Raw genomic sequence first — 24958 nt, forward strand, 5'->3', positions numbered from 1 at the left:
GAGCGCATCCTCGGCGCCCACATGCTCGAGGTCTCGCCGTCGCTCACCAGCGCGAAGCCGCGCCTCGAGGTGCACCAGCTGGGCATCGGCGGCAAGGACGACCCGGTGCGCCTGGTCTTCACCGCCGACCCCGGCCCCGCGCTCGTCGTCGCCATGAGCGACATGCGCGACCGGTTCCGCCTCGTCGCGAACGTCGTCGAGAACGTCGACGCCCCCGACCTGCCCAAGCTGCCCGTCGGCCGCGCGGTGTGGGAGCCGGCCCCCGACTTCGCCACGTCGGCCGCGTGCTGGCTCGCCGCCGGCGCCGCGCACCACACCGTGATGACCACCGCGGTGGGCATCGAGGTGTTCCGCGACTTCGCCGACATCGCCAAGACCGAGCTCGTCGTGATCGACGAGGACACCACCGTCCGCTCGTTCCAGCGCGAGCTGCGCTGGAACCAGGCGTACTACCGACTCGCTCAGGGCCTCTGAGCGGACCGCAACACCCGAACCCGAGGGGGGCCTCACCGATGAGACCGCAATCGCCACCGTCCACTCGCGTACCGCGCCGGCGTTCCGCACGCCGCGCGGTCGCGGCATCCGTCGCCACGGCCCTCGCGGTCTCGGTGATGGGCCTCACGGCACCGCTGGCCGCCAACGCGGCCGCGGTGCCGGCTCCGAGCGCCCACTACGACATGTCACACTCGGGAACGTCGCTTCTCGACGTCTCGGGGAACGGCCGCAACGCGACCCTCTCCGGACTCGCTGACGGCTCGTTCGCGAAGGCGGGCGCCGATGACGTGCTGCGCTTCCGCGCCGACGGCTACGCGTCGCTGCCGAAGGGCCTCGTCACCGGCACCGACAACGACTTCACGGTCGAGTACACCGTGTCGACGCAGACCTCGGCGAATCACTTCGGATGGGTGATCGGCGACGGCGTCGGCCCGTGGAACACGACGACCCTCGGGAACCACATCTTCCTCAGCCCGCGGTCGTCGCAGAGCGGCTACACGAACCAGGTGCTGGCGGCGATCCGCGTGAAGAACGGCACCGACAACGGCGAGTCCCGCATGCCTGCCGGCGGCGGCCTGAACCCCGGCTTCACGACGCTGACCATGGTCGGCTCGGGCAACACGCTCACGCTGTACCGCGACGGCTCGGTCATCTCGACCCTGACCCACACGCGCTCGCTGAGCTCGATCATCCCCGCGGGCAACGTGCTCGGCTACCTCGGCCGCTCCCTGTACCAGGGCGACTCGCTCCTGCGCGCCGACGTCTCGGACGTGAAGTTCTGGGACGTCGCGCTCACCGGTGAAGAGGTCACCGCGAGCATGCCGACCGCCGCCGACAAGACGGCGGCCACCGCGGCCCTGCTGCGCGGAGACGTGCTGGCGAACATGCTCGGCGCCAACCCGTCGCTGGATGCGGTGTCGAGCAACCTCACGCTGCCGGCATCCGTCAACGGCGTCACGCTCACGTGGGCGACGTCGAACTCCGCCGTGATCTCGACCACCGGTGTCGTGTCGCGTGCGATCGCCGCGAACACGCCGGTCACGCTGACGGCGACCACGTCGCTCGGGTCGACGCTCACGTTCGACGCGACGGTGCTCGCCCCGAACGTGTCGGCCGACCTCGACGCGATCCGCCTCGCCGCGCGCACCACCGAGCACCTCCCGCTGGCCACGAAGGGCGCGGTGAACGGGGCCGCGATCACGTGGACGTCATCCGACCCCGAGCTCGTCACGCCGACGGATGCCGCGTACACGGCGCCCGCCGTCGGTGCGGCCGACCCCTTCCGCGGCGGCGGCCTCGTCGAGCGCCCCGCCTACGGCGAGGGCGACGTCGAGGTCACGCTCACCGCCCACGCGACGCTCAACGGCCAGACCGCCGAGCGCACGTTCGAGGTCGCCGTCGCCGAAGAGGGCCGCTGGGCTCCGGATGCGGGCTACGCCTCGGCGTACTTCAAGTCCGACGGCGACGAGAAGATCTACCAGGCGGCGACGTCGGGGAACGACTTCTTCACGTTCTCGCCCGTGAACGGCGGCAACGCGGTCATCACCTCGACGGCCGACACGAAGGGCCTGCGCGACCCGTACATCCTCCGCTCCAAGGACGGCGACAAGTACTACATGGTCGCCACCGACCTGTGCATCAGCTGCGGCACCGGCTGGGGCCCCGCGCAGTCCAACGGCAGCCTCAAGATCGAGGTGTGGGAGTCGACCGACCTGGTCCACTGGGACCGCACGAACGGCCAGAACACCGGCATCACGATCAACCAGCCCGCCGCCGGCATGACGTGGGCGCCCGAGGCGTACTGGGATGACGAGCTGCAGTCGTACGTCGTGTTCTTCGCATCGCGCCTGTACTCGGATGCGTCGCACACGAACAGCGACAAGCTGTACGCCCGGATGTTCTACGTGCTGACGCGCGACTTCCAGACGTTCACGTATCCGCCGGCCACGTGGCAGGACACCGGGTACGCGCGCATCGACTCGACGGTCACCAAGATCGGGGACTACTACTACCGCTTCACGAAGAACGAGGAGAGCGGCGCAGCCGGCACCCTCGAGGCGGGCAAGGACATCTTCCTCGAGCGCTCCAAGGTGCTCACCGCGCCGACGACCCAGTCGAGCTGGACGGCCGACCCGAACACCACATGGCAGCTGACCGACACCCGCATGACGAGCCTCGAGACCGGCCAGTCGGGCGAGGGGCCCGAGGTCATCAAGCTCAACGCGGGCGACCCGAACAACAACGCGGCCGGTGACGGCTACGTGTTCCTCGTCGACAACTACAGCGCGGGCGGCTACCGGGCGTTCGTGACGTCGGAGGGCGCCATCGCCTCGAGCCAGCAGTCCAACCGCCTGTCGCAGCGGGCGGAGTGGGTCGTGCGGGCACCGGGCGGCCTGCCGGCCAGCCCGCGCCACGGCGCCTTCGTGAGCGTCACGCAGACCGTGCTCGACGCGATGCACGACTGGACGGATGTCGCGGCCGTGGGCTCCACGACGGAGCTGACCGCCGCCGGCCGCACCGCCACCGCCGCGGTCGCCGCGGACGACGACGGCGACGTGGTCGGAACCGTGACGTTCGCCGGCGGCTCGTGGAGCGAGACCGTCGACCTCGAGGACGGGTCCGCTTCGGTCACCGTCCCGGCGGGCGTCGGCTCGGTCACCGCGACGTACGACGGCTACACCGACGGGCTCGTGAGCCCCTCGACATCGTCGGCGGTGACCTTCGGCCTCGAGCTGACCGCGACGGCGACCACGCGCTGCGTCGCCGGCAAGATCACCGAGATCGTGAGCGTCACCAACGCCGACGACGTCGCGGCCACCGTGACGATCACGGGGACGTACGGCATGAAGACCGTCACTGTCGCGGCGGGCAAGACGGCCTCGGCCTCGTTCGCCACGCGCGCCGCGTCGATCGCCGCCCACCCGGTGACCATCACCGCGCAGTCCGCCGACGGCCGCAGCCACACCTCCACGGTGTCGGTCGCAGCCGCCACCTGCCAGTAGTCCCGACGACGGGGGGCCCGCGACCGGTGTCGCGGGCCTTCCGCCCGTCGCGGGATACTGGGACCTTCCCGACACATCAGACCTGAGGATCTCCACCCATGGCACGCACCCCCTCGTCCGGCACCCAGCACGCGCTCCGCGCGGGCGACTACGAGGCCGTCATCGCGAGCGTCGGAGCCACGGTCCGCTCGCTCACCTACGCCGGACGCGACCTGGTCGTGCCGTTCGACGCCGACGAGGTGCGCCCGTCGTACCGGGGCGCGACGCTCGCCCCGTGGCCGAACCGCGTCGTCGACGGCCGCTACACGTTCGGCGGCGTCGAGCGTCAGCTCTCCCTGACCGAGCCGGCGCGCTCGCACGCTCTCCACGGCCTCGCCGCCTGGCTCGACTTCGAAGCCGTCGACAAGGGTCCCGACCACGTGACGCTGGCGGCCGTGATCCAGCCGCAGTCCGGGTATCCGTGGCGCATCGTCGTGGTCACGCGCTTCGAGCTCGGTCCCGACGGCCTGACGCAGACGGTGACCGCGCGCAATGAGAGCGCAGAGCCGGCCCCGTGGGGCACGGGCCCGCACCCGTACCTCGTCGCCGGCGACGGTCTCGTCGACGACTGGACGCTCGAGCTGCCGGCCGCCGAGGTGCTGGCCGTGACGCCCGACCGCCTCATTCCGACCGATCTCGTCGCCGTCGACGCCGACGAGCCGGAGCGCTTCGACTTCCGCACCGCCCGCACGATCGGCTCGGTCGAGATCGACCACGCCTACTCGGGCCTCGCCCGCGACGCACGCGGCCTCACGACGGTGCGCGTCACGGCGGCGTCGGGTTCAGGCGTGCAGATGTCGTGGGACGACGCGTGTGCGTGGGTGCAGATCCACACCGCCGACAAGCCCGAGCCCGCGCTGAGCCGGCTGGGCCTGGCCGTCGAGCCGATGACGTGCGCACCCGACGCGTTCAACGCCGCGGACTACGACTTCGACGCGGGGCTTATCGTGCTCGAGCCGGGCGCCGAGTCGACGGCGTCCTGGCGCATCGCGGCGATCGACTGAGCCGAGCCCGCGACGGTCTGAGGCGACCTCGTCGCCGCGGACGCCCGGCTGAGCCCGCCGAGGGGCCGGTGGCACCCTCGCCCGTCGACGGGCTCAGAGGTCCGGGTCAGTGGTGGCCGGGGTCGACGAGCATGTGCTCGCCGTGCGGTGACGCGTTTCGTCCCGCCTCGGTCGCAGCCAGCGCCGGCGTGACGACCGCCGCGACCACGATCGCGGCAGCGATCATCACCCAGGTGCGCGGGGGAGCGGCATCCGCTCTCCTCTCCCCGCGTCCGCGCAGGCGACTGGCGCACGCGAGTGCCGTCGCCAGCAGCAGGGCGGATGCCGCACCCACGGCCACGATGCTCGTGCGCACCGGGTCGGCCGTGAGTGCGAGGATGCCGGCGGCGATGCCCGCGAGACTCGCCGCAACACCCGTCCGCGGGACGACGATGCGTCCGCGGACGAGTGCTGCAACTCCCCACGCGAGCGCGCCGGCACCGAGAGCGACGAGGGCGATGCCGGCCCCCCGGGCGGCGCCTCCCTGCGTCAGTGCTCCCGCGCCGAGCGCGATCTCGATGAGGCCCGCGCCCCACGCCGCGACGGCCGCCCACGAGGGGAGGGCGCCGCGGAGCGCCGGGGGCACCCGGGTCTGAGACCCGGCTGCCCCGTCGGCGGTGGCGATCGCGGAGGTCATGACAGGATCCGTCAGACCGTCCGGCCGGTGGTCTCGGTGCGCACGCCGCGCTCCGCTCCCAGGCCGACGCCCAGCAGCACCAGCGCGCTGGCGAGGTGGAGGAAGTGGTCGGCGGTGTTGAGGGCGAGGATGTTCAGCGCCGTGTCGACGAGGAAGAAGCCGACGACGCCGAGCAGCAGGTAGACCGCGCCGACCGTGATGTTCACGGCCTTGGCGGCCGGCACCGACTTCAGGCCGGCGATGAGCAGCGCCGCGCCGATCAGAAGGTGGGCGACGTTGTGCAGCGGGTTGACCTCGAAGATCCCGAGCAGCAATCCGCCCTCGGTGGCGATGAAGCCCACGCCGGCGGTGAAGGCGAAGCCCAGCAACCCGACGAGCAGGTACACCGCGCCGAAGATGATGGCCACGAGGCGATTCGGTGAGCGCATGATCGTTCTCCTGTTCATTGCGGCGGATGCCGCTTCCTGTGTGATTGTTCGGACCGTGCTCCGGATCGGTTTGCCTCCCGAACCCGGGTCTTGAACGACAGAGGACCCGGAGCCGAAGCTCCGTGGCCCTCAGTCGCGTGCCGCTCATCGCGGCGGAGGCGGGGTCAGTCCCGCAGCTCCTCCTTGATGTCGTTGCGACGCTTCACCGAATCGCGCTCGGCCTCGGCCCGCTTGACGTCGGCGTCGGCCTTCATCTCGTCGGCCTTGTCTCCGATGCGATCGGTGGTGTCGTCCCACGTGTCGCCGATCTTCTCGCCGACGGCCTCGGCCGTCTGCCTGGCGTCATCCATGAATCCCATGGACTTCTCCCTTCCTGGCGGACTGTGCACTTTCGACGCTAGAACGGCGCGCGATCCGGGACAGGGGGCTTGCGCGGTCGCTGGAGCGTTGATATCACGCGGGTTCGGCAAGGCGCAGTACACCAGCCGGTCTGACCGCGGAGCCTCAGCGGATCGGCGTCGTCGTGTCGATCGCCTCGCGCAGCGGGCGGCGCATCGGCGCCCAGTAGCGCGTCGGCGTCATGCGGGTCAGCACGTCGACCAGGCGGGCTTCGCGGCCGACCATCACCCGCGGCTTCCGGCGGACGGTCGCCTCGACGATGCGCGCCGCGGCGTCTTCCGGCTCGGTGTGGTACATCGCGGCCTGCGCGGCCGCGGCGCGGTCGGCCACCGCGGGATCGATCGCGGCGGCGAAGCGGCCGCGTCCGATGATGCCGGTCTTGACTCCGGCCGGATAGATCGCTCCGACGCTCACCGTCGAGCGCTCGAGCTCGTGGCGCAGCGCCTCGGTGAAGCCGCGCACGGCGAACTTGCTCATCGCGTACGGGATGCGACCCGCGGGGGCGGCGAGGCCGTAGATGCTCACGAGGTGAGTGATGTGCGCCGCAGGCTCCTTCCGGAGCGCCGGCAGGAGCGCCTTGGTGATGTTGACGGTGCCCCACAGGTTGACGTCCATGAGCCATCGCATCTCGTCCATCGTGAGCTGATCGACATCGCCGAGCATCGACGATCCGGCGCACGTGATGAGGGCTTGAACGTGCGGGTGGGTTGCCTCGACCTCTGCCGCGAGCGCGAAGACGGCGTCGTCGTCGGTGAGGTCGACGACGTGCGAGGTGTGACCGGTTCCCGTGAGACGGGCGCGCGTCGCCTCGAGGCCCTCGGCGTTGCGGTCGACGAGGGCGACGTGGGCACCGCGCCGCGAGAGCTCGAGCGCGACCTCGGCGCCCATCCCGCTCGCCGCGCCGGTGATGACGGTCGTCCTGCCGCGCACCTCGAGCCGCTGCATCCGCGCCATGTTCGATCCCTCTCGTCGACGTCGACCAATGCCTACGATTCTCGCGGACTCGCGAGCCGCCGCCGGACGCTAGCCTCTTTGGAGGAGGAGGTGCGATGGGCAAGACCGCAGAGGCGATCGCCGAGGGCGTCTCCATCGCATCCGCCGCCGCCCGGCTGGCGGTGCGCAACCACATCCTGGTCGAGACGATCGCGCACGACGAGACCTTCGAGCTCGCGCGCGTGGCGCCGTTCGCGCACGACGCGCTGATCTCGCTGGCCGAGGAGCAGGAGGCCGCCGCGGCGCTCGCGAAGCGCCAGCGCAAGAAGGCCTGGGGCAAGTTCACCGACCCCGACGGCACGCACGACTACCGCGACCGCGACATGCGCAACCTCCGCAAGCGGTACCGCCAGTACATCGGCGTCGCCAAAGAGCTGCGTCGCATCGCCGACGACCCGCACGCCGTCCGCACGCTCGTCGAGCAGGCCAGGGATGCCGCCTGGGGTGACGTGGAGGCGAACCTCGAGCGTCGGCTCAACGTCGAGGGCATGCGGCCCGATCTCGACCCCGACTACGAGCAGATGCGCGCCGCGCGTATGCAGTCGCTGCGGCTCGTCGACCTGCCGCGCCTCGCCGCGCACCGGCGTCGTGCGGGTGCCGACGACGAGGTGACGGACGCCGCGCCCACCGCACGGGCGTCCGGGCTCGACCTGAGCGAACTCGACGCCTGACGGCGGGCCCCGCGATTCCGGCGTCGTCGGGCTGCGGGCCCCGTCGGTGCCCTGGGCGTACTCTCGGCGCATGGACGTCGACGCAGCCGGGCATCCGATGCGCTTCGCGCCGGACCACCCTCTCGTCGAGCGTGTGCGGGCGCTGTGCATGCCGTACCCGGAGGCCGCCGAGGTGATTTCGCACGGGCGCTACACGTTCCGAGCGGGCAAGCGGCAGTTCGCCATCGTCGGAGTCGCCCACGAGGGCGCGGTCGTGTTCATCCCCGAGGCGTCGGAGCGCCCGGTGCTGCTCGAGCGCGACGACGTCTTCGTGCCGCCGTACGAGGGCGCGTACGGCTGGCTCGCGCTGCGGGTGACCGCTGACGCGGGCGATTGGATGCTGCTCGCCGAACTGCTCGACACGTCGTATCGCCAGGTCGCGCTGCAGCGTCAGCTGAGGGCGCTCGACGGCGCCTGACAGCGCCGCGCGTGAAGACACGCCCGGGATCCGTCGCCGCCGGCCCTCGATTCGCGCGGGGCAGAAGCGTGGGGTATTCTTGACGACGTTGTGCGCGAGAGCGTCAACGTGCGCCCGTAGCTCAATGGATAGAGCATCTGACTACGGATCAGAAGGTTAGGGGTTCGAGTCCCTTCGGGCGCGCACTGTGTTGAGACAGTAAGCATTGAAAACCCGCGGAGTCCCGCGGGTTTTCGTGTTTCTGGTACGCGTGGCGACCGGCGTGGCCGCGTATGAGGCTGTGCGAGCAGCGGCGGAGCAGAATCTGGCTCTCGGGCGGACCGTCGTCGTCGATGCCGTCAACGACAGCGAGCCGGCGCGAGACACCTGGCGTCGCGCGGCCGCGGCCACACTGTCTCCGCTGAGGTTCGTCCTTCTCACCCTCGACGACGAGGGCGAGCATCGTCGCCGGCTGGAGGAGCGAACCCGGAACCTCGGCCACGTTCCCGAGCCGACCTGGGAGGATGTGCGTCGTCGCCGCGCGTCCTTCGAGCCGTGGAGCGGCCCGCACCTGCGGGTGAACGCGAGCGCGCCAGTGCACGAGGTCGCGGGTGTCATTCTGACGCAGCTCGGCTCGCTGCGCCCCGTGGCACGGACGCCGGATCCGTAGATGGGGCGGCGGCCGGCCGCGCCGATCCCCTGGGGCTGGCAGCCCTGGGCGTCCACCACGAAGGCGTCCGCTCCGCCCTCGCCGACCTCACCCCGCAGGAGGCGACAGTCGCCCGGCTCGCCGCCGAAGGGGCGACCGACGCCGACATCGCGGAGCGGCTGTTCCTCAGCCCGCGAGAGTGTGCCGTTGGCGCGGTTGACCGACAGCAGGCACGGAGATCCGAACTCATCCGTGCCCGACCAGATCTCCAGCCCCGGCTGGTGTATCAGGGCAGGCGGGCGCGGTTCCCTTCTGGTGACGGCGTCGATCGCCCGACGATCGGTGCAGAGCTCTCAGGGGGTTGTCATGGCTCAGCGAAGCATCCGGATCGCCGCGTACAACGTGGAGAACCTCTTCTCCCGTCCCCGCGCGATGAATCAGCCGGAGCCGGTCGCCGCCACGGTGCTCCGCGCCCACGCGAGGGTCAACGAGCTGTTCGAGCGCGAGGTCTACACCCCGGAGGTGAAGGCCGAGATCCTCCTGCTGCTGGGTGAGCTGAAGCTTCTGCGCGACGACGGCGACGCCACCCGGCGTTCGACCTACGTGGTGCTGCGGCGGATCCGCGGACGGCTGCTGCGACGGCCGAAGAACGACCCCGACGGATCGGCGGTCACCGTCGTCGCCGACGGACGAGCGGACTGGACGGGCTGGGTCGACCTCATCAAGGACCGCATCGACGAACGCGCGATCTCGAACACGGCTCGGGTCATCCGCGAGGTGTGGGCCGACATCGTCGGCATCGTCGAGGCGGAGGACCGGCTCACCCTCGCCCGCTTCACCGACTCGCTCGTCGTCGACGACCGGACCGCCGACCCTCTGTATCCGCACGTCATGGTGATCGACGGCAACGACCCGCGCGGCATCGACGTCGGGATCCTCGCCACCGGCTCCTACCCGCTCGCCTCGATGCGGTCGCACATCGACGACGGCCCGTTCGGCGACCGCGTCTTCAGCCGCGACTGCCCCGAGTACTGGTTCACGTTCCCCGCCGGAACGGCGCTCGCGGGCGAACGCCTCGTCGTGCTCGTCAATCACTTCAAGAGCAAGTTCGGCGGCAACAACCCGACGAGCATCGCCCGGCGCAAGCGGCAGTCCTCACGCACCGCCGAGATCTACGAAGGACTCCGCGCGGCCGGCGTCGAGCACGTCGTGGTGCTCGGCGACTTCAACGACACCCCGGGGAGCGAGGCGCTCGCGCCGCTGCTGACCGGCACCGATCTCGTCGACATCGCCGCGGTGACGCCTTTCGACGACGGCGACCCCGACGAAGACCGCCCCGGCACCTTCGGCAACGGCACGAAGTCGAGCAAGATCGACTACCTCCTCCTGTCGCCGGCGCTGCTCGCTCGGGCGACCGGCGCGGGGATCTTCCGCAAGGGCGTGTGGGGCGGCGTCAATGGCACGCTGTTCCCCCACTTCGACACGATCGAAGCCGACCACGAGGCGGCATCGGACCACGCCGCGCTGTACGTCGACATCGACCTCGGGTAGGCCTCCGGTCCGCTGGGCTGACACCGGGTCTCTCCCGCCCCTTCCTCAGGCCGGGGCGACGACCCTGCGCATCACGGTCTTGTTCTTGCCGATACGGCGTTCGAGCGTGAAACCCGCCTCCTCGAACATGCCGGGCGTCACGTTGTGGAGGAACGATGCCGAGACGCGCGTGCCCGGTTCGACGATATTGGGGAACGACACCACCTCTCCGCCGCCGGCCTGGGCGATGAGGTCGAGTGCCCCTCTCAGCGCCTCGAGGGCCACGCCCTGGCGCCGGTGGTCGCGGTCGACGAAGAAGCACGTGATGCGCCACGGTGCCGGCCTCGACTCGCCGGCGTCGTACTCCTTGCGGTGGTAGATGCGGGAAAGCTCGGACGGGCTGCCGTACTCGCACCAGGCGATCGCCTGCTCGCCCTCGAAGACGAGGGCCGCGTGGGCGACGCCCTCCTCGACCATTCGCCGCTTGAAGGCGGGACCGTCCATGTCCGCCTTCTTGGTGCGCTCGGTGTCGTCGTGGAAGTAGCGGCAGTAGCACCCGCCCCACACGCCGTTGTGCTTCTCGGCGAGCGCGAGCCATGCCGGGAAGGTGTCGAGCGTCAGGGGCCTGATGACGTGCGCCGCCATGTCAGGTCTCCTGGCGGCGGGGCTCGCGGTGATCGGCGACGTCCGGCTCCGCCCGGGCGACGTCGGCGATCTCCTCCTCCGGCCGGGGCGCGACGGACTCGTCCACCTCGATCTCGGGAATCGTGGGCTCACCCGGTCGGGGGATGTGAGGGTGCGACGGCTCGGCATTCGGTGACACGGCAGATCCTTCGATCGACGACACCGCCACTGTATGCCGACCGGCGATTCTCCGACATCGGATGCGCCACCGCGCCCCGTACGTGTCGCACGGCGTGCCTAGACTCGGCGGCAGCAATGGGCGGCGAGCCGGCACTGGCCGCGCCGGAACGACACCGAGGGATCACATGAAGCTGCTGCTCACCTCAGGCGGAATCACGAACGCGTCGATCCGTGCGGCGCTGGTCGAGCTGCTCGGCAAGCCGATCGAGGAGTCCTCGGCGCTGCTGATACCGACCGCGCAGTGGGGCCAGCCCGCCTGCTCGCCCCAGTCCGTGTGGAAAACCGTCGCCGGTCGGTGGGAGGGCGGCGCGAGCCTGGTCGACCTCGGCTGGAAGTCGGTCGGGGTGCTCGAGCTCACCGCCCTGCCGGGCATCGGCGCAGAGCGCTGGGCGCCCTGGGTCCGCGAGGCGGATGTGCTCCTGGTCGACGGCGGCGAGGCGGTGTACCTCGCGCACTGGATGCGGGAGTCGGGGCTCGCCGAACTGCTGCCGTCGCTCGACGACACCGTCTGGGTGGGGGTGAGCGCCGGAAGCATGGTGATGACCCCGCGCGTCGGCGCGGAGTTCGTCGATTGGCGCCCAGAGGGCGACGACGCGACGCTCGGCGTCGTCGACTTCTCGATCTTCCCGCACCTCGACTATCCGGGCTGGTCCTCGAACACCCGCGAGAGTGCGCACCGCTGGGCGACCCGGATCACCGGGGTCGCTTACGCGATCGACGACCAGACGGCGATCTCCGTGGTCGACGGCACCGTCGAAGTCATCTCGGAAGGGCGGTGGGAGCAGCTCCGCTGATCGCGGCGGAGACACGAGGTGGCAGGCGGGCGGCGATCGGCTGTAACCCACCGTCTCTCCGATTGTCAAGGGCCGCACGGCTTCGTGCCGTCCGGGTGCAATCTGCTCCGCGGAGGGGTACTCAGGGGAGGCCTGCGGGACCGGCGCTGGGTGATGCCCGGCCGCAGATACACCTCCCACCCTCTGCGCGGCACGGCGAGGGCCGGCCGCGGGGCGCGGGCCTGTCGAGCCTGTGGGGGACTCCGGGCCCGCGTCCGCCGAGCCTCGAGAACATCGCGCTGCCCCAGGAGTGAGTGCCTCAGACGCGGTCGCGCACCACGCGCGCCGTCGCCTCGGGGTCGGGTCGGTGCATGACCGACTCGGGGACGATCACGAGTTCCGCGCCGTCCATCGCCTCGGCGAGCCGATCCGCGGCAGTCACGAGGATCGGGAACGTCTGCTCGCCACGCAGGATCGTGACGGGCTGCTCGACGGAGAGCATCTCGGCCGGCGGCGTCGACACCTGGGCGGTGAGCCGGGCGTCGTAGACGGTCGACTGCGCGAGCGGCACGAGAGCGGCGAACTGCTCGCTCTGCCGGATGCCCTCCACCATGTCCTTCGGCAGTCCGACGCCCTCGAGCTGGAAGGTCACCACCGCCTCGTCACTCTTCCCGTCGTCGACCAGCCGCTGCAGGCGGTCGGTCAGGCGGGGGTCGGGCTCGTCGACGCCGAAGCGGAACGGCGGCTCGGAGAGGAACAGCGCCCGGATCGGCACTCCGCGCGACGCGGCGTACAGCGCGAGCACCGCGCCGGACGAGTGGCCGAGCGCGATCGCCTCTCCGCCGACGGCATCGATGACGGCAGCGACATCGGCTGCCTCGTCGTCGGGGGAGGAGCCGCGCTTGTCGCCGCTCGACCCGCGGCCGCGCCGGTCGACGGTGATCGCTCGGAACCCGGCATCCGCCAGCGCGCTCGCGAGACCCGCGCCGTCGGAGGCGACCGAGAACGCGCCCCCGAGGATCACGACGGCGGGTCCGTCGCCGACCTGCTCGAACGCGATGGTGGTGCCGTCGGCTGAAGTGGTGGTTTCCATGCCGTCACGAAAGCACGGGTCCCGGACACTCTCAAGGCCGGGGTGTGCGTACGCATCGCCCAGGTACGTCGCCTGCTCGGGCGGGCGCGTCGCGTCGCGGCATCCGTTCCCCGGCCCTCAGGCCTGATCGTCCTCCTCCGGTTCGAACGTCGACTGCTCACCGGTGTGCCCGGCGGCGACGCCGTCGGGGTCGTCCGGGATGGTTCCGTCCTCCCCGAGCCCGCCGGGCTTGGGCGTGCCGTCGTCGGGCCGGCTCGATCGCTCGGTGCTGCGCTCCATGTCGGTGCTCCTCTCGCCGTTCCCGGCACCGTACGACCGTCGCGCCGGTTCCGCGCACGGGTTGACAGCGCCGCGACGGCGTGCGGGCAGAGCGGACTTTCCACAGAACGGCCTCTCTGACCCACCGGAGCCGGAGCATACCTGCCATCATCTGCCCATGACGGTGCTCGAGGATGAGATCGCGACAGACACCCCGACGCCCTCGGCACCGCGCCGCCGGGTGGGATGGCGCGCGACGGTGATCGCGCTGGCGGGTCTGGCGGCGGCGGGTTGCGTGGCCTGGCAACTGGTGGCGGGTGCTGCGCTGGGCGGCGTGACCGTCCTCTACGACGCCCAGCCGATCACCTGCACCGGTGCCGAAGTCGGGGTCATGCCCGCTGCGATTCACGACGAGTTCCTGTCGCAGGTGGTCCAGCTGAAGCACGGGGCGAGGTGCGAATTGCGGATCCAGGTGATGAACGACGGCTGGGCCGAGGTGCAGATCGACGCGGTCACGCTGCGGATGCTGGCTGCGGGCAACGCGACCGACCTCGAGGTGCCGTTCGTCAACCCCAATGGGAGCGCGGGTGTCGTGGAAGGCCAGGATGTGGTGTTCGCACTCCAGGGCCCGTTGGTCGTGGGCGCCGGCGAGCTGCAGACGTTGGAGGCGCCGCTCGTCTACGGCGGCGACCCGCATCACATGGAGTGCACGAGCACGAGCTGGTCGATTCCGGCCGTCACGGTCTCGTCGCACGGACAGACCCGCGTGCTCGAGCCGCCTGCCCACTCGGCGTTCGCGTTCCTGTTCGGCGACGTCGAGGAGTGCGGCTGACAAGGCGAGAGGCCCCCCTCGACCGCATGGTCGCGAGAGGCCCCCCGCCCGCGTCAGCGCCAGGTGCCGACCGGGAAACTGCGGGTCAGCGCGTGCGTGCGCTGCCGCGTCGGGCGAAGAACACGTAGAGGCCGAGCACGATGATCGCGCCGATGATCGAGCCGATGATGCCGGCCGGCTGCAGGAACCCGCCGTTCGGATCGCTGCCGAACAGCAGGAATCCGAGGAAGCCGCCCACGAACGAGCCGACGATTCCGAGCACGATGGTCATCAAGATGCCCATGCTCTGCTTGCCGGGGATGATCGCCCGGGCGATGAGACCGGCGATGAGGCCGATGATGATGAGGCCGAGAATTGTCCAGAGCATGATTTCCTCCTCCATTGCGAGTGCCCGGGGGGCGGGCACTCATGGTGCGTCCGTCACGCTAACAACCACCCACTCGACAGGCCCCTGCCCCTACCCCTCGCACCGTTCAGCCGCTAATATCCGCGCCGACAGCTGTCGGTGACCGTACCGAGGAGGGCGGTTCAGTCCCTCGAGCGGTGCACGCCGCTGTCCCGGCGCTGAATCGTCACGGGCACCGCGACGGCGGCCGAGATGCACAGCACGCCGGCGATGAAGATCAGCCCGGGAAGAGTGGGCGACGCGAACGAGACGCCCACGAGGTACATGCCGCCGAGCAGCAGGATGGCGTACAGGGCGAAGAGCATGGTCGTCTCCGATCGTCGAGGTGAACGGCTCCTTCCTACGCGGATCCTGGTGACGGGCGATCGGGGGTTGACTTTCGTCGTCGGGCCGAGGGGACCTGCGGATCGTGCTGGCGGGGCGGAGGCGCGGGCGTGAGAATGTGCGGCATGAGACTCGTCCAGATCGCCCAGCACGCCGACGACCCCGACCGTGCCGCCGACTTCTACACGGTGCTGCTCGACGCGACCCCCACGGCGCGGTTCGACCCGCCGGGGCTGGTCTTCTTCGACCTCGACGGCGTGCGTCTGCTGCTCGATCGCAACGCCCCGTCGTCGCTGATCTACCTCCACGTCGACAACGTGCACGAGACGCTCGAGCGCCTGGACGGCGTCGTCGACGTCGCCACGCCGCCGCACGTGATCTTCGCGCACGAGGACGACCGCCTCGGGCCGCGCGGGCACGAGGAGTGGCAGACGTTCATCAAGGACTCCGAAGGCAACCTCGTCGGGCTCGTCGCCTTCCAGCGCGCGTGACCGCGACGCGGCATCCGCTCACGCGCGAGAATGGGCGGGTGGATGCCCCGTTCCCCGCCCTCACCGAGATGCCCGCTCCGCAGTTCGTCATGTCGGCGGAGGGTCATCGCATCGCGACCTACTCGTGGGGCGACGACGACGCGCCGGCCGTGCTGTGCGTGCACGGCTTCGCGTCGAGCTGCCGCGACAACTGGGTGAGCACCGGTTGGGTGCGCGACCTCACGCGCGCCGGGTTCCGCGTGCTGGGCGTCGACCAGCGCGGTCATGGCGCCAGCGACAAGCCGCACGAGCCGGAGGCGTACGGCATGGAGGCGCTCACGGCCGACCTCATCGCCGTGCTCGACACCTACCTCCTCGGGTCCGTGCTCTACGCCGGCTACTCGCTCGGAGCCCGCGTGGGATGGCAGCTCTCGGTGAACGCACCCGAGCACGTCGAGCGCGCGGTGCTCGGCGGCATCCCGGACGGCCGCCCGCTCGCCCGCCTGCAGATCGAGCAGGCGCGCGCGTACGCCGAGCACGGCACTCCCGTCGAGGACCAGGTCACCCGCAACTACGTCACGCTGGCCGAACGCGTGGCCGGCAACGATCTGCGGGCGCTCGTCGCGCTCGCCGAGGGCATGCGCCTGGGCGACGCCGACCCCGATCCCGCGCGTCCGCCGCAGCAGAAGGTGCTGTTCGCGACCGGCTCGGAGGACGCCATCCTCGAACGCTCGCGCCGTCTGGCCGAGGCGACGCCGCACGGCGAGTTCGTCGAGCTGCCCGACCGCCACCACTTCAACGCGCCGGGTTCGCGGGTCTTCCGGGCGTCGGCCGTCGAGTTCTTCACGCAGCGCTGACCGCTCCGCGGGGCACGTGCGACGCGGCGGGGCAGTCTGCCACGGGTCAGGCGTCGGCGACCGGCATCCTGCTCATCTCGATGTGATCACGGTGCGCAGTCTGCAGCCGCGACGGCGTAGCCTGGAGGGGTGAGCGCCTACGTCTCGGCGTTCGAGCTGTTCTCCATCGGTGTAGGACCCTCGAGCTCCCACACGGTCGGTCCCATGCGGGCCGCCCTCGACTTCGTCGTCCGTCTGCGCGAGCAGGGTCTCCTCGGCTCCGTCGCACGCGTGACGTGCACCCTCTACGGTTCGCTCGGGGCGACCGGCATCGGACACGGCACCCCGGATGCGATCGTCGCCGGCCTCATGGGCCTCGAGCCCGAGACCGTCGACCCCGACGCGGTCCGCTCCGCCTGGAGCGCGTGGCCCGAGGGTCGTGTGCTGCCGCTCGCCGGCAGCCACGCGATCGCCTTCGCCAAGGACGACGTGATCTTCGAGCCGCGAACGCGACTTCCCGGGCACCCGAACGCCATGACCCTCGAGGCATGGTCGACGTCCCATGCGTCGAGGGCGATGAAGATCGGGAAGGATGCCGCGTCCGCCGCGGTGCGCGAAACCGGCGCCGCCTATGCGCTCGGCGCCGCGCCGACCGCGCAGGCGGTCGAGGTCGCCGGCGACGACGGCCTCGTCCTGCGCGAGACGTACTACTCGGTGGGCGGCGGCTTCATCCGCCGCGACGGCGAGCCTCCGCGTGTGCGGGCGGCGAGCTTTCCACTCGACTATCGCTCGGCAGAGGAGCTCCTGGCGCTGTGCGACGAGCACGGCCTGACGATCGCCGAGCTCGCGCGCATCAACGAGGAGGCGCTGCGCGACGACGAGCACATCGCCGCCGGCCTCGACGCCATCTGGGACGCCATGTCCGGCTGCGTCGAAGCGGGTCTTCACGCCGACGGGGTCCTGCCGGGCATCCTCAAGGTGAAGCGTCGCGCGGGCTCGATCCGCGAACAGCTCGTCGACGCCGAGGCCGACGGTCGCCGCGAGCTCCCAGGCGAGTGGCTGGGCGCGTTCGCGCTCGCCGTCAACGAGGAGAACGCGTCGGGCGGGCGCGTCGTGACGGCGCCGACCAACGGCGCGGCCGGCATCGTCCCCGCCGTGGCCATGTACTGGTGGAGATTCCTCGCCGACTCCGGGCTGGGCGCGGGCAACGCCGTCACCCCGTACGGCGAGCTCGTCGGCAGCGCCCTGCTCGGCTACGACGGGCATGCGACCCCGCCGGAGGAGGCGGCCGCGTGGGACGACCTCACCGTCGCCGAGGCGAACCGGCGGCGCGGCATCCGTCGCTTCCTGCTCACCGCGACCGCGCTGGGGTCGCTCTTCAAGGCGAACGCCTCGATCTCGGGCGCCGAGGGCGGCTGTCAGGCCGAGGTCGGCTCGGCGTGCGCGATGGCGGCGGGCGGGCTCACCGCCGTGATGGGCGGGACGAACCGGCAGATCGAGAACGCGGCGGAGATCGCGATGGAGCACCACCTCGGCCTCACGTGCGACCCGGTCGGCGGGCTCGTGCAGATCCCATGCATCGAGCGCAACGCGATCGCGGCGTCGACGGCGGTGACGGCCGCGCGCCTCGCGCTCCGCGGCGACGGCTCGCACTACGTTTCGCTCGACGCCGTCGTCGAGACCATGCGTCAGACGGGCATCGACATGTCGCACAAGTACAAGGAGACGAGCGAGGGCGGTCTCGCCGTCAACGTCATCGAGTGCTGACCCTGAGTCGGTGAAGTCGTTGGCACTCTCGGTATGAGAGTGCTAATCTGATCACAGTTGAGTCGAGTCGACTCAACTCTTGATCAATCGACACATCGCACAGAAGGAGCACACAATGGCAACCTACGACCCGTTCCGCGACTTCGACCGCTTCGCGTCGAGCCTGCTGGATGCCCGCCGCGGTCCACGGCGCATGCCGATGGACCTCTATCGCGACGGCGACCACTACGTGCTGACCGCCGACATGCCGGGCATCGACCCCGGCTCGGTCGACATCGACGTCGACGGCCAGCTGCTGACGATCCGCGCCGAGCGCTCGCTCACCACGGGTGAGGGCGTGAAGTGGATCACGCGCGAGCGCGAAGCGGTGAGCTTCCTGCGCCAGCTCAACCTCGGGCAGGGCATCGACACCGAGCGCATCACGGCGGACTACAGCAACGGCGTGCTGAGCGTCACGATCCCGGTGAGCGAGAAGGCCAAGCCCCGCAAGATCGAAGTGCGGTCGGATGCCGGTGCGCAGACGATCACCGCGCAGGAGACCCGCGACGAACCGCAGCCCATCGAGCAGTGACGACCGGCTGAGACGCCCGACGCCCCGCATCCTCAGTGATGCGGGGCGTCTCTCGTTCCGACCCTTCGTCTCACCCGCCGGATCGCGAGCGGCTCACCCTCGGGCTCCGACGCCCAGCAGCTTCAGCCGCCGCTGCGGCGCCCGCGCCGCACCCGCTCGAGCGTCTCGCCCGCGGCGACGAGAGCGAGGAGCGCCGACGCGAGCACGGAGAGCGTCAGTGCGTCCAGCGGCACGAGGGTCGCGGCGACGCCTATCAGCACCGCCAGTGCGATCGCGCCCGCCACCTGGCTCCGCGCCCACCGCTTCTCGAGGACCCAGCGGAACAGCGTCGTGCCGATGAGGAAGAGAAGCGGGCCGCCGAGCACGCCGAGCGCCGGAGCGAGTCCGTGCTCGTGCGGATGCGACAGCGCCTCCTTGTCGCCGACGCTGAGCATCACGACGCCGCCGATGATCGCGAGGTGGATCCACGTGTACGCGGTGCGGGCGAGCCGGCCGGGCTCGTCCGACGCGTCGATCGCCTCCGAGCCGATGCGCTCACCGTGGTCGAAGTAGATCCACCAGCATGCCGCCGCCGCGACGAAGGCCGCGCTCATGGCGATGATCGTGTCGGCGGACGACTCCTTCGCGACGAACGCGAAGCCGGAGACCAGGAGGCCCTCGCCGAGGGCGATGAGCACGAAGAGCGCGGTGCGCTCGGCGATGTGGGGGCCGGACAGGTCCCACGCGCCGATGAGCACGCGGCCGCGGCCGGGGACCGGGAACCCCAAAGCGGTGCCGAGCAGCTCGAGGCCGAGCGCCGCGATCCAGAGGGGCAGCTGCCACGGGAGGGGGAGCAGGGCGCCGACGATCCACAGCACGCCGCCGGCGACGGTCCAGACGAGCACCAGTGCGAAGTCGCGGGCGACGGGCCGGTCATGCCGTGCCGTCGCCCACACGATGAACCCGGTGCGCCCCACCTGCAGGACGACGTACGCGACGGCGAAGGCCCAGGCCCGCTCGCCGAACGCCTCGGCGATGGCGACGCTCATGACGAGCGCCACGAACGCCAGAGCGATCACGGCGCCGCGCACGGGAAGGGTCACCGGGTCGAGCCAGTTCGTGACCCACGTCGTCGAGACCCACGCCCACCACAGCGCGCAGACCATGATGACGCCCTCGAGCACGCCGAGACCGGTCTGGTTCTCGTACAGGTACGTCGACAGCTGGGTCAGCGCGAAGACGAAGACGAGGTCGAAGAACAGCTCGACGTAGGTCACGCGGTCGGTGCGCGGCGAGTCGACGGGCCGCATCACGTCGCGGCTCATCCCGAAGGGCATGCCTCATCCTGGCACCACGGGTCGCGAAGCGGGGCGGCGATGTCGTCGCCGTGCCCGCAGTCGTAGGCTGTGCGCGTGGTGGAGTACGTCGTGCCCGCGCCGAAGCGGCGCCGCGGCCGGCCGCGCGCGGGCGAGTCCGACGCGCGCGAGCGGATCCTGGCGGCGGCCATCGACGAGTTCGGCGAGGCGGGCTACGACGGTGCGACGATCCGCGGGATCGCCGCGCGCGCCGGCGTGGACTCCGCCCTGGTCCACCACCACTTCGGCACGAAGGCCGACCTCTTCGGTGAGACCGTCGGTGCGCCGATGCGACCCGACCTCGCGATCCCCGAGATCCTCGCCGGCCCGCGGGATGAGGTCGGCGAACGGATCGTCCGGTACGTCCTCGACGCGTGGGAGCAGCCCGACGTGCGCCGGCGCGGCGTCGTGCTGCTGCGCCACGCGATCGGCAACAAGCTCACCACGCCGCTCCTCGCCGGCTTCCTCTCTCGTGAGCTCCTCGCGCGCATCGCGCGCTCCCTCGAGGTGCCCGACGCCGAGCTGCGGGCCGCGCTCGCAGCGTCGCAGGTGGCGGGCATACTGATCGCGCGGTACGTTCTGCGGCTGCCGGCGCTGTCCGAGGCATCCGTCGACGACATCGTCGGGCGGGTCGGACCGACGCTGCAGCGCTATCTGTATGACTGATCACCAGCGAGAGGACCCCATGACCTTCCAGGCATATCTCGACAACATCGAGGACAAGACGGGGCTGACTCCGCGACAGTTCGTCGACCTCGCCTCCCAGAAGGGGTTCGGTCCGGGTAGCAAAGCGGGCGAGATCGTCGCCTGGCTCGGCGAGGACTACGGCCTAGGGCGCGGTCATGCGATGGCGCTCGTGCACGTCATCACCAAGGGCCCGCAGATCAGCGCGAAGCACGTGGGCACCGGCACCGCGCACTCCGATCCGTCCGACATGCTGTGGCTCGACGGCAAGGCGACCAATCCCCGCGCGTAGGTCTTGACCCCGCGGGCTGGCGGGCGAATAATTCATCGCGTGATGAATAAACAGCCGGGGAATGCGGTCGAGGTCCGCGGCCTGCACGTGCGCAGGGGCACCACCGAGGTGTTCTCGAGCCTCGACTTCGACATCCCGCGCGGCCAGATCACCGGCCTCATGGGGCCGTCAGGGTGCGGCAAGACGACGCTGATGCGCTCGATCGTCGGCGTGCAGAAGGTCGCCGGTGGCACCGTGACCGTGCTCGGCTCGCCTGCCGGGACCGCCGTCCAGCGGCGACGCGTCGCCTACGACACCCAGGCGGCGTCGGTGTACGGCGACCTCACGATCGAGCAGAACCTCCGCTACTTCGCGCGCATCATCGGCGCCCCGCGGTCCGACGTCGATCGCGTGATCGACACGGTGGGGCTGAGCGGTCAGGCCCGCCAGACCGTCGACTCGCTGAGCGGCGGCCAGGAGAGCCGGGTCTCGCTCGCGGTGGCGATGCTCGGCGCGCCGGAGCTGATCGTGCTCGACGAGCCCACCGTCGGGCTCGACCCGGTGCTGCGATCCGAGCTGTGGGACATGTTCCGCGGCCTGTCCGACGCCGGAGCCACGATCATCGTGAGCAGCCATGTCATGGACGAGGCGCTGCGGTGCGACCGGCTCATCCTCATGCGCGGCGGCCGCATCATCGCCGACACGACACCGCAGGGGCTTCTCGCCGAGACGGGGCAGACCGATCCGGATGCCGCGTTCCTCACGCTCATCGAGCGCGACGCGTCCCGCGCCGGGCACCATCCCGCCACGCGGCGCGAGGTGCGCGAGGAGGCCGGTGAATGAACGGCATCCGCACCCTGGCCACCGCCGCGAGGATCCTGCGCCAGCTGACGCACGATCCTCGCTCCATCGCGCTGATGCTCGTGGCGCCGAGCCTGCTGGTCGGCCTGTTCGCGTGGCTGTTCAGCGACCAGGACGGCGTGTTCGACATGTACGGACCGCCGATCCTCGCGCTCTTCCCGTTCATCATCATGTTCCTGATCACGTCGATCACGACGCTCCGCGAGCGTCGCTCCGGCACGCTCGAGCGGCTCATGACCACTCCGCTCGGCAAAGCCGACTTCATCGTCGGCTACGCGCTGGCCTTCGGTCTCATGGCCATGCTGCAGGCGGTCGTGACCGTGTCGTTCGCGGTGTGGGTGTGCGGACTCGAGACCGAAGGGCCGGTGTGGCAGCTCGGCCTGGTCGCGGTGACCGACGCGGTGCTCGGCATGGCACTGGGGCTGCTGGCGAGCGCGTTCGCGCGAACCGAGTTCCAGGCGGTGCAGTTCATGCCGCTCATCGTCTTCCCGCAGATCCTGGTCGGCGGCCTGTTCATGCCCCGCGAGGACATGCCCGAGGCCCTCTACGTGATCTCGGACTTCCTGCCGCTCAGCTACGCGATCGACGCGATCAACGCCGTCACGGCGGGCGACGAGGGGTGGGACGTCTACGGACCGCTGCTGGTCGTCGCCGGATTCCTCGTCGGCGCTCTCGTGCTGGCGTCGCTGACGCTCCGGCGCCGCACCCCCTAGCGGCCCGGCGCCGAGGGGTCGCAGATCACCGTCGCACGTGTGACCGAACGGTCATTCGTGACTTCCCGGCGTGGGGTCAGCAGCCGGGCTGCTTCTTGCGGAGCTTGGCCGTCAGGTCGCGCAGCTGCGCGAGCTCGTCGTCGCTCAGCAGCGACATCCGGTCGGCGATCGCCCGGCCGTGGGCGCTCGCGAGCCGGCGGAACGCCGAGGCACCGGCATCCGTCGCCCGCACCAGCGCGCCGCGACCGTCGTCGGGATCGGCGCACTTCTCGATCAGGCCCCGCGCCGCCATGCGGTCGACGAGGCGCGAGACGCTCGGCTGACTGATGAGCATGTTGGCGGTGACGTCGCGCAACCGGGCCGTCATGTTCTCGCCCCGGGTGACGGTGAGCAGCACGTCGTACTCGGCCTGATTGAGGGTGTCTTCGTGGAAGTCCTCGTTGATGTCGCCGAAGACCTCGTGCTGTGCGCGGAAGAGACTCTCCCACGCGTCGATGGCGAGGCGGCGATCCGTCATGTGCACCAGATTACGACCAAAGGGCACCCCTAGGCTGGGCGCATGGGGACAGTCGCGTCCATCGTGCGGGACGCACGCCGTCGGCGGCGTGCGCTCGTCGCCGGACTGATCGCGCTCGCGCTCGGCGCGGGGATGATGCTGGCGGGCGTGCTGCCCGCGCGCGCCGACGTGAACGACTTCGTGTTCGAGAGCCTCGACGTCGAGTACCGACTCGACCGCGCCGAGGACGGTTCGAGCACGGTGACGGTCGTCGAGACCTTCGTGGCGGTCTTCCCCGAGTTCGATCAGAACCGGGGCATGCAGCGGCGACTGCCCGACTCGTATCTCGGCGCTCCGCTGCATCCGGAACTCGTATCGCTCACCGACGGCGACGGCCGTCCGCGCGAGAGCGAGGTCGAGTCGGAGGACGGCTACTACGTGATGACCTCGCGCGCGGGCGACTACGTGCACGGGCGGCAGACGTACGTCTTCACGTACACGCTCGACAACGTCACGCGCTTCTTCGACGACACGGGGGTCGACGAGTTCTACTGGAATGTCAACGGCACCGAATGGCAGCAGCCCTTCGGCCGCGTGACCGCGCGGGTGACGCTGCCGTCCGACCTCGCCGATGCCCTCACCGGGTCGCAGGCCTGCTACGTCGGCTACGAGGGATCGACGCAGACGTGCCCCATCTCGTCGGACGGCGACGGGGTCGAGGCATCCGCTTCGCCGGTCGAGCCGTTCCAGACGATGACGATCGCGGTCGCGTTCGATGAGGGGACGTTCACGCAGTTCGACCCGTCCTACCTCGCGTCGCCGTGGGGATGGCTGCAGGCGATCGCCGGACTGGGCATGGTTGGCGCGATCGTGTTCGCCGGCGTCATGCGCTCGCGGCATCTGCGGGACGAGCCCGGGCGCCCCGTGATCATCGCGGAGTACACGCCGCCGCGCGCGGTGGACGCGCTCGAGAGCGCGGTGATGCTCGGCCACATGACGAAGGCGATTCCGGCGGAAGTGCTCGAGCAGGCCGTCGTCGGCAGCATCCGCATCGTCGAGGGCGAGCGCAAGTTCTTCGGCGGCGCGAAGCTGCGCGCCGTGCTGATCGATCCGTCGAGGGCGGACGGCGACGGCCGGATGCTGCTGGACGGCCTGTTCCCGTCCGGTGCGCCCGGCGAGGAGTTCGAGTTCGGACGCACCGACACGCGGTTCTCGTCGGCGGCGCAGAGCATCCTCAAAGCCGCGAACCAGGAGCTGGTCAACCGCGGCCTGCGCCGCGAGGTGCCTGCTCGTGTGAGGGTGCTGCCGCTGCTGGCGGCGATCGGCGCGGCGGTGCTGATCTTCCTGACGGGGTTCGCCGCTCTTGACAACCTTGTCTACCCGCTCGTGCCGATCCTCATGATCGTCGGATCGGTGCTGGCGACGATCTGGGTCGGTGGGATGGTGTCGCGCAAGCCGCTCACGGCCGCCGGCGCCGAGACGCGCGACCACCTCCGCGGGCTCGAGCAGTTCATCGAGTGGGCGGAGGCGGACCGCATCCGCATGCTGCAGTCGCCGCAGGGCGCCGAGCGGATGCCGGTCGACACGACCGATCCGCGCGTCATGCTGCGGCTCTACGAGACGCTGCTGCCGTACGCCGTGGTGTTCGGCCAGGAGAAGGACTGGGCGCGCGAGCTCGCCGTGCTCTACGGCGAGGGGAACTCGCCCGGCTGGTACTCGGGCACGAGCGGGTTCAACGCGGCGTCGTTCTCGTCGGGCATCTCCACCCTGTCGTCGAGCACCGCGTCGTCGTCATCCACGTCGGGCGGCTCGAGCGGCGGCGGCTCGGCGGGCGGCGGGGGCGGTGGAGGAGGCGGCGGCGGCGTCTGAGCGCTGCCCGGAGTCCGAGGCCTGCCGGGAGTGGGCGGGCGTGGCAGGTCGATGCGTCCCCGCGCGAGCGCCGAAACCGTCTCGGAGAAGTCGCGGAAGCGATGGCGCCTGGCCGCGCGCCGCAGAGGCACAGAGTAAGGGCCGGTCGGAGAGGCTACCGACCGGCCCTTGTCCCTTGCACCAAGAGTGTCCTGCAATCACATGCGGGTAGCTG

At 70.7% G+C, this 24958-nt stretch carries 29 protein-coding genes, 1 tRNA gene and 1 pseudogene; 19 read left to right on the forward strand and 12 right to left on the reverse strand.

Features of this window, described 5'->3' with window-relative positions; all coding sequences use genetic code 11:
- From OB08_RS00005 to OB08_RS00015, 3 genes and pseudogenes are all read left to right on the forward strand, one after another.
- Window positions 1-474: pseudogene (locus OB08_RS00005) on the forward strand (L-arabinose isomerase); the annotation flags it as partial.
- Window positions 475-512: 38 nt separating this feature from the next.
- Entirely contained in the window at window positions 513-3497 is a 2985-nt protein-coding gene (locus OB08_RS00010) for an immunoglobulin-like domain-containing protein (protein ID WP_461470805.1), read from the forward strand.
- 98 nt (window positions 3498-3595) lie between these two features.
- Window positions 3596-4540, forward strand: a complete 945-nt coding sequence (locus OB08_RS00015; protein WP_461470807.1) for an aldose 1-epimerase family protein — start codon at window positions 3596-3598, stop codon at window positions 4538-4540.
- A 106-nt stretch (window positions 4541-4646) separates the two neighbouring features.
- Here OB08_RS00015 and OB08_RS00020 read toward each other — a convergent pair whose 3' ends face one another.
- The 4 genes from OB08_RS00020 to OB08_RS00035 form a co-directional block, all read right to left on the reverse strand.
- The gene (locus OB08_RS00020; RefSeq protein WP_461470809.1) at window positions 4647-5216 is read right to left on the reverse strand and encodes a hypothetical protein; all 570 of its coding nucleotides are present in this window, start codon (window positions 5214-5216) and stop codon (window positions 4647-4649) included.
- Between the two features lie 11 nt (window positions 5217-5227).
- Window positions 5228-5644 carry a DUF4383 domain-containing protein gene (locus OB08_RS00025; protein WP_461470811.1) on the reverse strand — a complete coding sequence of 139 codons (417 nt, stop codon included), beginning with the start codon at window positions 5642-5644 and terminating at the stop codon, window positions 5228-5230.
- A 164-nt stretch (window positions 5645-5808) separates the two neighbouring features.
- Window positions 5809-6003, reverse strand: a complete 195-nt coding sequence (locus tag OB08_RS00030) for a hypothetical protein (protein ID WP_461470813.1) — start codon at window positions 6001-6003, stop codon at window positions 5809-5811.
- 145 nt (window positions 6004-6148) lie between these two features.
- Complete coding sequence (locus OB08_RS00035; RefSeq protein ID WP_461470815.1) at window positions 6149-6997, reverse strand: SDR family NAD(P)-dependent oxidoreductase; 849 nt, start codon at window positions 6995-6997, stop codon at window positions 6149-6151.
- Window positions 6998-7092: 95 nt separating this feature from the next.
- On the opposite strand from OB08_RS00035, the gene OB08_RS00040 reads away from it, so the two are divergent.
- The 5 genes from OB08_RS00040 (at window position 7093) to OB08_RS00060 (ending at window position 10343) form a co-directional block, all read left to right on the forward strand.
- Window positions 7093-7707, forward strand: a complete 615-nt coding sequence (locus OB08_RS00040; RefSeq protein WP_461470817.1) for an asparagine synthase — start codon at window positions 7093-7095, stop codon at window positions 7705-7707.
- 70 nt (window positions 7708-7777) lie between these two features.
- Window positions 7778-8164, forward strand: a complete 387-nt coding sequence (locus tag OB08_RS00045) for an MmcQ/YjbR family DNA-binding protein (protein ID WP_461470819.1) — start codon at window positions 7778-7780, stop codon at window positions 8162-8164.
- 110 nt (window positions 8165-8274) lie between these two features.
- Window positions 8275-8347, forward strand: a tRNA-Arg gene (locus tag OB08_RS00050).
- Between the two features lie 52 nt (window positions 8348-8399).
- On the forward strand, window positions 8400-8813 hold the full coding sequence (locus OB08_RS00055; protein ID WP_461470821.1) for an AAA family ATPase: 414 nt from the start codon (window positions 8400-8402) through the stop codon (window positions 8811-8813).
- Between the two features lie 345 nt (window positions 8814-9158).
- A complete protein-coding gene (locus tag OB08_RS00060) occupies window positions 9159-10343 on the forward strand; it encodes an endonuclease/exonuclease/phosphatase family protein (RefSeq protein WP_461470823.1) in 1185 nt (394 codons plus the stop codon).
- 45 nt (window positions 10344-10388) lie between these two features.
- Here the strand turns inward: OB08_RS00060 and OB08_RS00065 are convergent, their stop codons facing one another.
- A complete protein-coding gene (locus tag OB08_RS00065; protein ID WP_461470825.1) occupies window positions 10389-10967 on the reverse strand; it encodes a GNAT family N-acetyltransferase in 579 nt (192 codons plus the stop codon).
- A gap of 1 nt (window position 10968) precedes the next feature.
- Window positions 10969-11145 carry a hypothetical protein gene (locus OB08_RS00070; protein WP_461470827.1) on the reverse strand — a complete coding sequence of 59 codons (177 nt, stop codon included), beginning with the start codon at window positions 11143-11145 and terminating at the stop codon, window positions 10969-10971.
- Window positions 11146-11311: 166 nt separating this feature from the next.
- On the opposite strand from OB08_RS00070, the gene OB08_RS00075 reads away from it, so the two are divergent.
- Entirely contained in the window at window positions 11312-11980 is a 669-nt protein-coding gene (locus OB08_RS00075; RefSeq protein WP_461470829.1) for a Type 1 glutamine amidotransferase-like domain-containing protein, read from the forward strand.
- Between the two features lie 298 nt (window positions 11981-12278).
- On the opposite strand, the gene OB08_RS00080 is transcribed toward OB08_RS00075, so the two are convergent.
- Together OB08_RS00080 and OB08_RS00085 are read right to left on the reverse strand one after the other, a co-directional pair.
- The gene (locus OB08_RS00080) at window positions 12279-13052 is read right to left on the reverse strand and encodes an alpha/beta fold hydrolase (protein ID WP_461470831.1); all 774 of its coding nucleotides are present in this window, start codon (window positions 13050-13052) and stop codon (window positions 12279-12281) included.
- Window positions 13053-13169: 117 nt separating this feature from the next.
- Complete coding sequence (locus OB08_RS00085; protein ID WP_461470833.1) at window positions 13170-13331, reverse strand: hypothetical protein; 162 nt, start codon at window positions 13329-13331, stop codon at window positions 13170-13172.
- 157 nt (window positions 13332-13488) lie between these two features.
- On the opposite strand from OB08_RS00085, the gene OB08_RS00090 reads away from it, so the two are divergent.
- Window positions 13489-14142 carry a hypothetical protein gene (locus tag OB08_RS00090; protein WP_461470835.1) on the forward strand — a complete coding sequence of 218 codons (654 nt, stop codon included), beginning with the start codon at window positions 13489-13491 and terminating at the stop codon, window positions 14140-14142.
- 85 nt (window positions 14143-14227) lie between these two features.
- On the opposite strand, the gene OB08_RS00095 is transcribed toward OB08_RS00090, so the two are convergent.
- Together OB08_RS00095 and OB08_RS00100 are read right to left on the reverse strand one after the other, a co-directional pair.
- Entirely contained in the window at window positions 14228-14509 is a 282-nt protein-coding gene (locus OB08_RS00095; protein ID WP_461470837.1) for a GlsB/YeaQ/YmgE family stress response membrane protein, read from the reverse strand.
- Between the two features lie 161 nt (window positions 14510-14670).
- Window positions 14671-14853 (reverse strand): hypothetical protein, encoded by a 183-nt coding sequence (locus OB08_RS00100; RefSeq protein ID WP_461470839.1) that lies wholly within the window; start codon window positions 14851-14853, stop codon window positions 14671-14673.
- 144 nt (window positions 14854-14997) lie between these two features.
- Between OB08_RS00100 and OB08_RS00105 the strand changes: the two genes are divergently transcribed.
- The 4 genes from OB08_RS00105 (at window position 14998) to OB08_RS00120 (ending at window position 18516) form a co-directional block, all read left to right on the forward strand.
- Window positions 14998-15363, forward strand: a complete 366-nt coding sequence (locus tag OB08_RS00105; protein WP_461470841.1) for a VOC family protein — start codon at window positions 14998-15000, stop codon at window positions 15361-15363.
- A gap of 38 nt (window positions 15364-15401) precedes the next feature.
- On the forward strand, window positions 15402-16199 hold the full coding sequence (locus tag OB08_RS00110) for an alpha/beta fold hydrolase (protein WP_461470843.1): 798 nt from the start codon (window positions 15402-15404) through the stop codon (window positions 16197-16199).
- Window positions 16200-16328: 129 nt separating this feature from the next.
- Window positions 16329-17945 carry an L-serine ammonia-lyase, iron-sulfur-dependent, subunit alpha gene (locus OB08_RS00115; protein WP_461470845.1) on the forward strand — a complete coding sequence of 539 codons (1617 nt, stop codon included), beginning with the start codon at window positions 16329-16331 and terminating at the stop codon, window positions 17943-17945.
- 115 nt (window positions 17946-18060) lie between these two features.
- Window positions 18061-18516 carry an Hsp20/alpha crystallin family protein gene (locus OB08_RS00120; protein ID WP_461470847.1) on the forward strand — a complete coding sequence of 152 codons (456 nt, stop codon included), beginning with the start codon at window positions 18061-18063 and terminating at the stop codon, window positions 18514-18516.
- 122 nt (window positions 18517-18638) lie between these two features.
- On the opposite strand, the gene OB08_RS00125 is transcribed toward OB08_RS00120, so the two are convergent.
- Window positions 18639-19832, reverse strand: coding sequence for a low temperature requirement protein A (locus tag OB08_RS00125; protein ID WP_461470849.1), 1194 nt, complete (start codon window positions 19830-19832; stop codon window positions 18639-18641).
- Between the two features lie 75 nt (window positions 19833-19907).
- On the opposite strand from OB08_RS00125, the gene OB08_RS00130 reads away from it, so the two are divergent.
- From OB08_RS00130 to OB08_RS00145, 4 genes are read left to right on the forward strand one after another with little or no spacing between them, the layout of a single operon-like run.
- On the forward strand, window positions 19908-20516 hold the full coding sequence (locus OB08_RS00130; RefSeq protein WP_461470851.1) for a TetR/AcrR family transcriptional regulator: 609 nt from the start codon (window positions 19908-19910) through the stop codon (window positions 20514-20516).
- A gap of 19 nt (window positions 20517-20535) precedes the next feature.
- Window positions 20536-20826, forward strand: coding sequence for a DUF4287 domain-containing protein (locus OB08_RS00135; protein ID WP_461470853.1), 291 nt, complete (start codon window positions 20536-20538; stop codon window positions 20824-20826).
- 42 nt (window positions 20827-20868) lie between these two features.
- Complete coding sequence (locus OB08_RS00140; RefSeq protein ID WP_461470855.1) at window positions 20869-21648, forward strand: ABC transporter ATP-binding protein; 780 nt, start codon at window positions 20869-20871, stop codon at window positions 21646-21648.
- Complete coding sequence (locus tag OB08_RS00145; protein ID WP_461470857.1) at window positions 21645-22379, forward strand: ABC transporter permease; 735 nt, start codon at window positions 21645-21647, stop codon at window positions 22377-22379. The genes OB08_RS00140 and OB08_RS00145 overlap by 4 nt, the downstream gene beginning before the upstream one ends.
- Before the next feature lie 76 nt (window positions 22380-22455).
- On the opposite strand, the gene OB08_RS00150 is transcribed toward OB08_RS00145, so the two are convergent.
- Complete coding sequence (locus OB08_RS00150) at window positions 22456-22896, reverse strand: MarR family winged helix-turn-helix transcriptional regulator (protein WP_461470859.1); 441 nt, start codon at window positions 22894-22896, stop codon at window positions 22456-22458.
- Between the two features lie 42 nt (window positions 22897-22938).
- Between OB08_RS00150 and OB08_RS00155 the strand changes: the two genes are divergently transcribed.
- Window positions 22939-24744 (forward strand): DUF2207 domain-containing protein, encoded by a 1806-nt coding sequence (locus OB08_RS00155; protein ID WP_461470861.1) that lies wholly within the window; start codon window positions 22939-22941, stop codon window positions 24742-24744.
- Window positions 24745-24958: the final 214 nt, after the last annotated feature.

The sequence above is a fragment of the Microbacterium sp. HJ5 genome (assembly GCF_054824025.1).

Coding starts and splice junctions, on each gene's coding strand:
- OB08_RS00030 (WP_461470813.1), bottom strand. CDS start 6,003: ATGGGATTCATGGATGACGCCAGGCAGACGGCCGAGGCCGTCGGCGAG.
- OB08_RS00075 (WP_461470829.1), top strand. CDS start 11,312: ATGAAGCTGCTGCTCACCTCAGGCGGAATCACGAACGCGTCGATCCGT.
- OB08_RS00040 (WP_461470817.1), top strand. CDS start 7,093: ATGGGCAAGACCGCAGAGGCGATCGCCGAGGGCGTCTCCATCGCATCC.
- OB08_RS00120 (WP_461470847.1), top strand. CDS start 18,061: ATGGCAACCTACGACCCGTTCCGCGACTTCGACCGCTTCGCGTCGAGC.
- OB08_RS00105 (WP_461470841.1), top strand. CDS start 14,998: ATGAGACTCGTCCAGATCGCCCAGCACGCCGACGACCCCGACCGTGCC.
- OB08_RS00155 (WP_461470861.1), top strand. CDS start 22,939: ATGGGGACAGTCGCGTCCATCGTGCGGGACGCACGCCGTCGGCGGCGT.
- OB08_RS00060 (WP_461470823.1), top strand. CDS start 9,159: ATGGCTCAGCGAAGCATCCGGATCGCCGCGTACAACGTGGAGAACCTC.
- OB08_RS00140 (WP_461470855.1), top strand. CDS start 20,869: ATGAATAAACAGCCGGGGAATGCGGTCGAGGTCCGCGGCCTGCACGTG.
- OB08_RS00125 (WP_461470849.1), bottom strand. CDS start 19,832: ATGCCCTTCGGGATGAGCCGCGACGTGATGCGGCCCGTCGACTCGCCG.
- OB08_RS00015 (WP_461470807.1), top strand. CDS start 3,596: ATGGCACGCACCCCCTCGTCCGGCACCCAGCACGCGCTCCGCGCGGGC.
- OB08_RS00135 (WP_461470853.1), top strand. CDS start 20,536: ATGACCTTCCAGGCATATCTCGACAACATCGAGGACAAGACGGGGCTG.
- OB08_RS00020 (WP_461470809.1), bottom strand. CDS start 5,216: ATGACCTCCGCGATCGCCACCGCCGACGGGGCAGCCGGGTCTCAGACC.
- OB08_RS00085 (WP_461470833.1), bottom strand. CDS start 13,331: ATGGAGCGCAGCACCGAGCGATCGAGCCGGCCCGACGACGGCACGCCC.
- OB08_RS00080 (WP_461470831.1), bottom strand. CDS start 13,052: ATGGAAACCACCACTTCAGCCGACGGCACCACCATCGCGTTCGAGCAG.
- OB08_RS00045 (WP_461470819.1), top strand. CDS start 7,778: ATGGACGTCGACGCAGCCGGGCATCCGATGCGCTTCGCGCCGGACCAC.
- OB08_RS00090 (WP_461470835.1), top strand. CDS start 13,489: ATGACGGTGCTCGAGGATGAGATCGCGACAGACACCCCGACGCCCTCG.
- OB08_RS00100 (WP_461470839.1), bottom strand. CDS start 14,853: ATGCTCTTCGCCCTGTACGCCATCCTGCTGCTCGGCGGCATGTACCTC.
- OB08_RS00035 (WP_461470815.1), bottom strand. CDS start 6,997: ATGGCGCGGATGCAGCGGCTCGAGGTGCGCGGCAGGACGACCGTCATC.
- OB08_RS00065 (WP_461470825.1), bottom strand. CDS start 10,967: ATGGCGGCGCACGTCATCAGGCCCCTGACGCTCGACACCTTCCCGGCA.
- OB08_RS00010 (WP_461470805.1), top strand. CDS start 513: ATGAGACCGCAATCGCCACCGTCCACTCGCGTACCGCGCCGGCGTTCC.
- OB08_RS00025 (WP_461470811.1), bottom strand. CDS start 5,644: ATGCGCTCACCGAATCGCCTCGTGGCCATCATCTTCGGCGCGGTGTAC.
- OB08_RS00150 (WP_461470859.1), bottom strand. CDS start 22,896: ATGACGGATCGCCGCCTCGCCATCGACGCGTGGGAGAGTCTCTTCCGC.
- OB08_RS00145 (WP_461470857.1), top strand. CDS start 21,645: ATGAACGGCATCCGCACCCTGGCCACCGCCGCGAGGATCCTGCGCCAG.
- OB08_RS00095 (WP_461470837.1), bottom strand. CDS start 14,509: ATGCTCTGGACAATTCTCGGCCTCATCATCATCGGCCTCATCGCCGGT.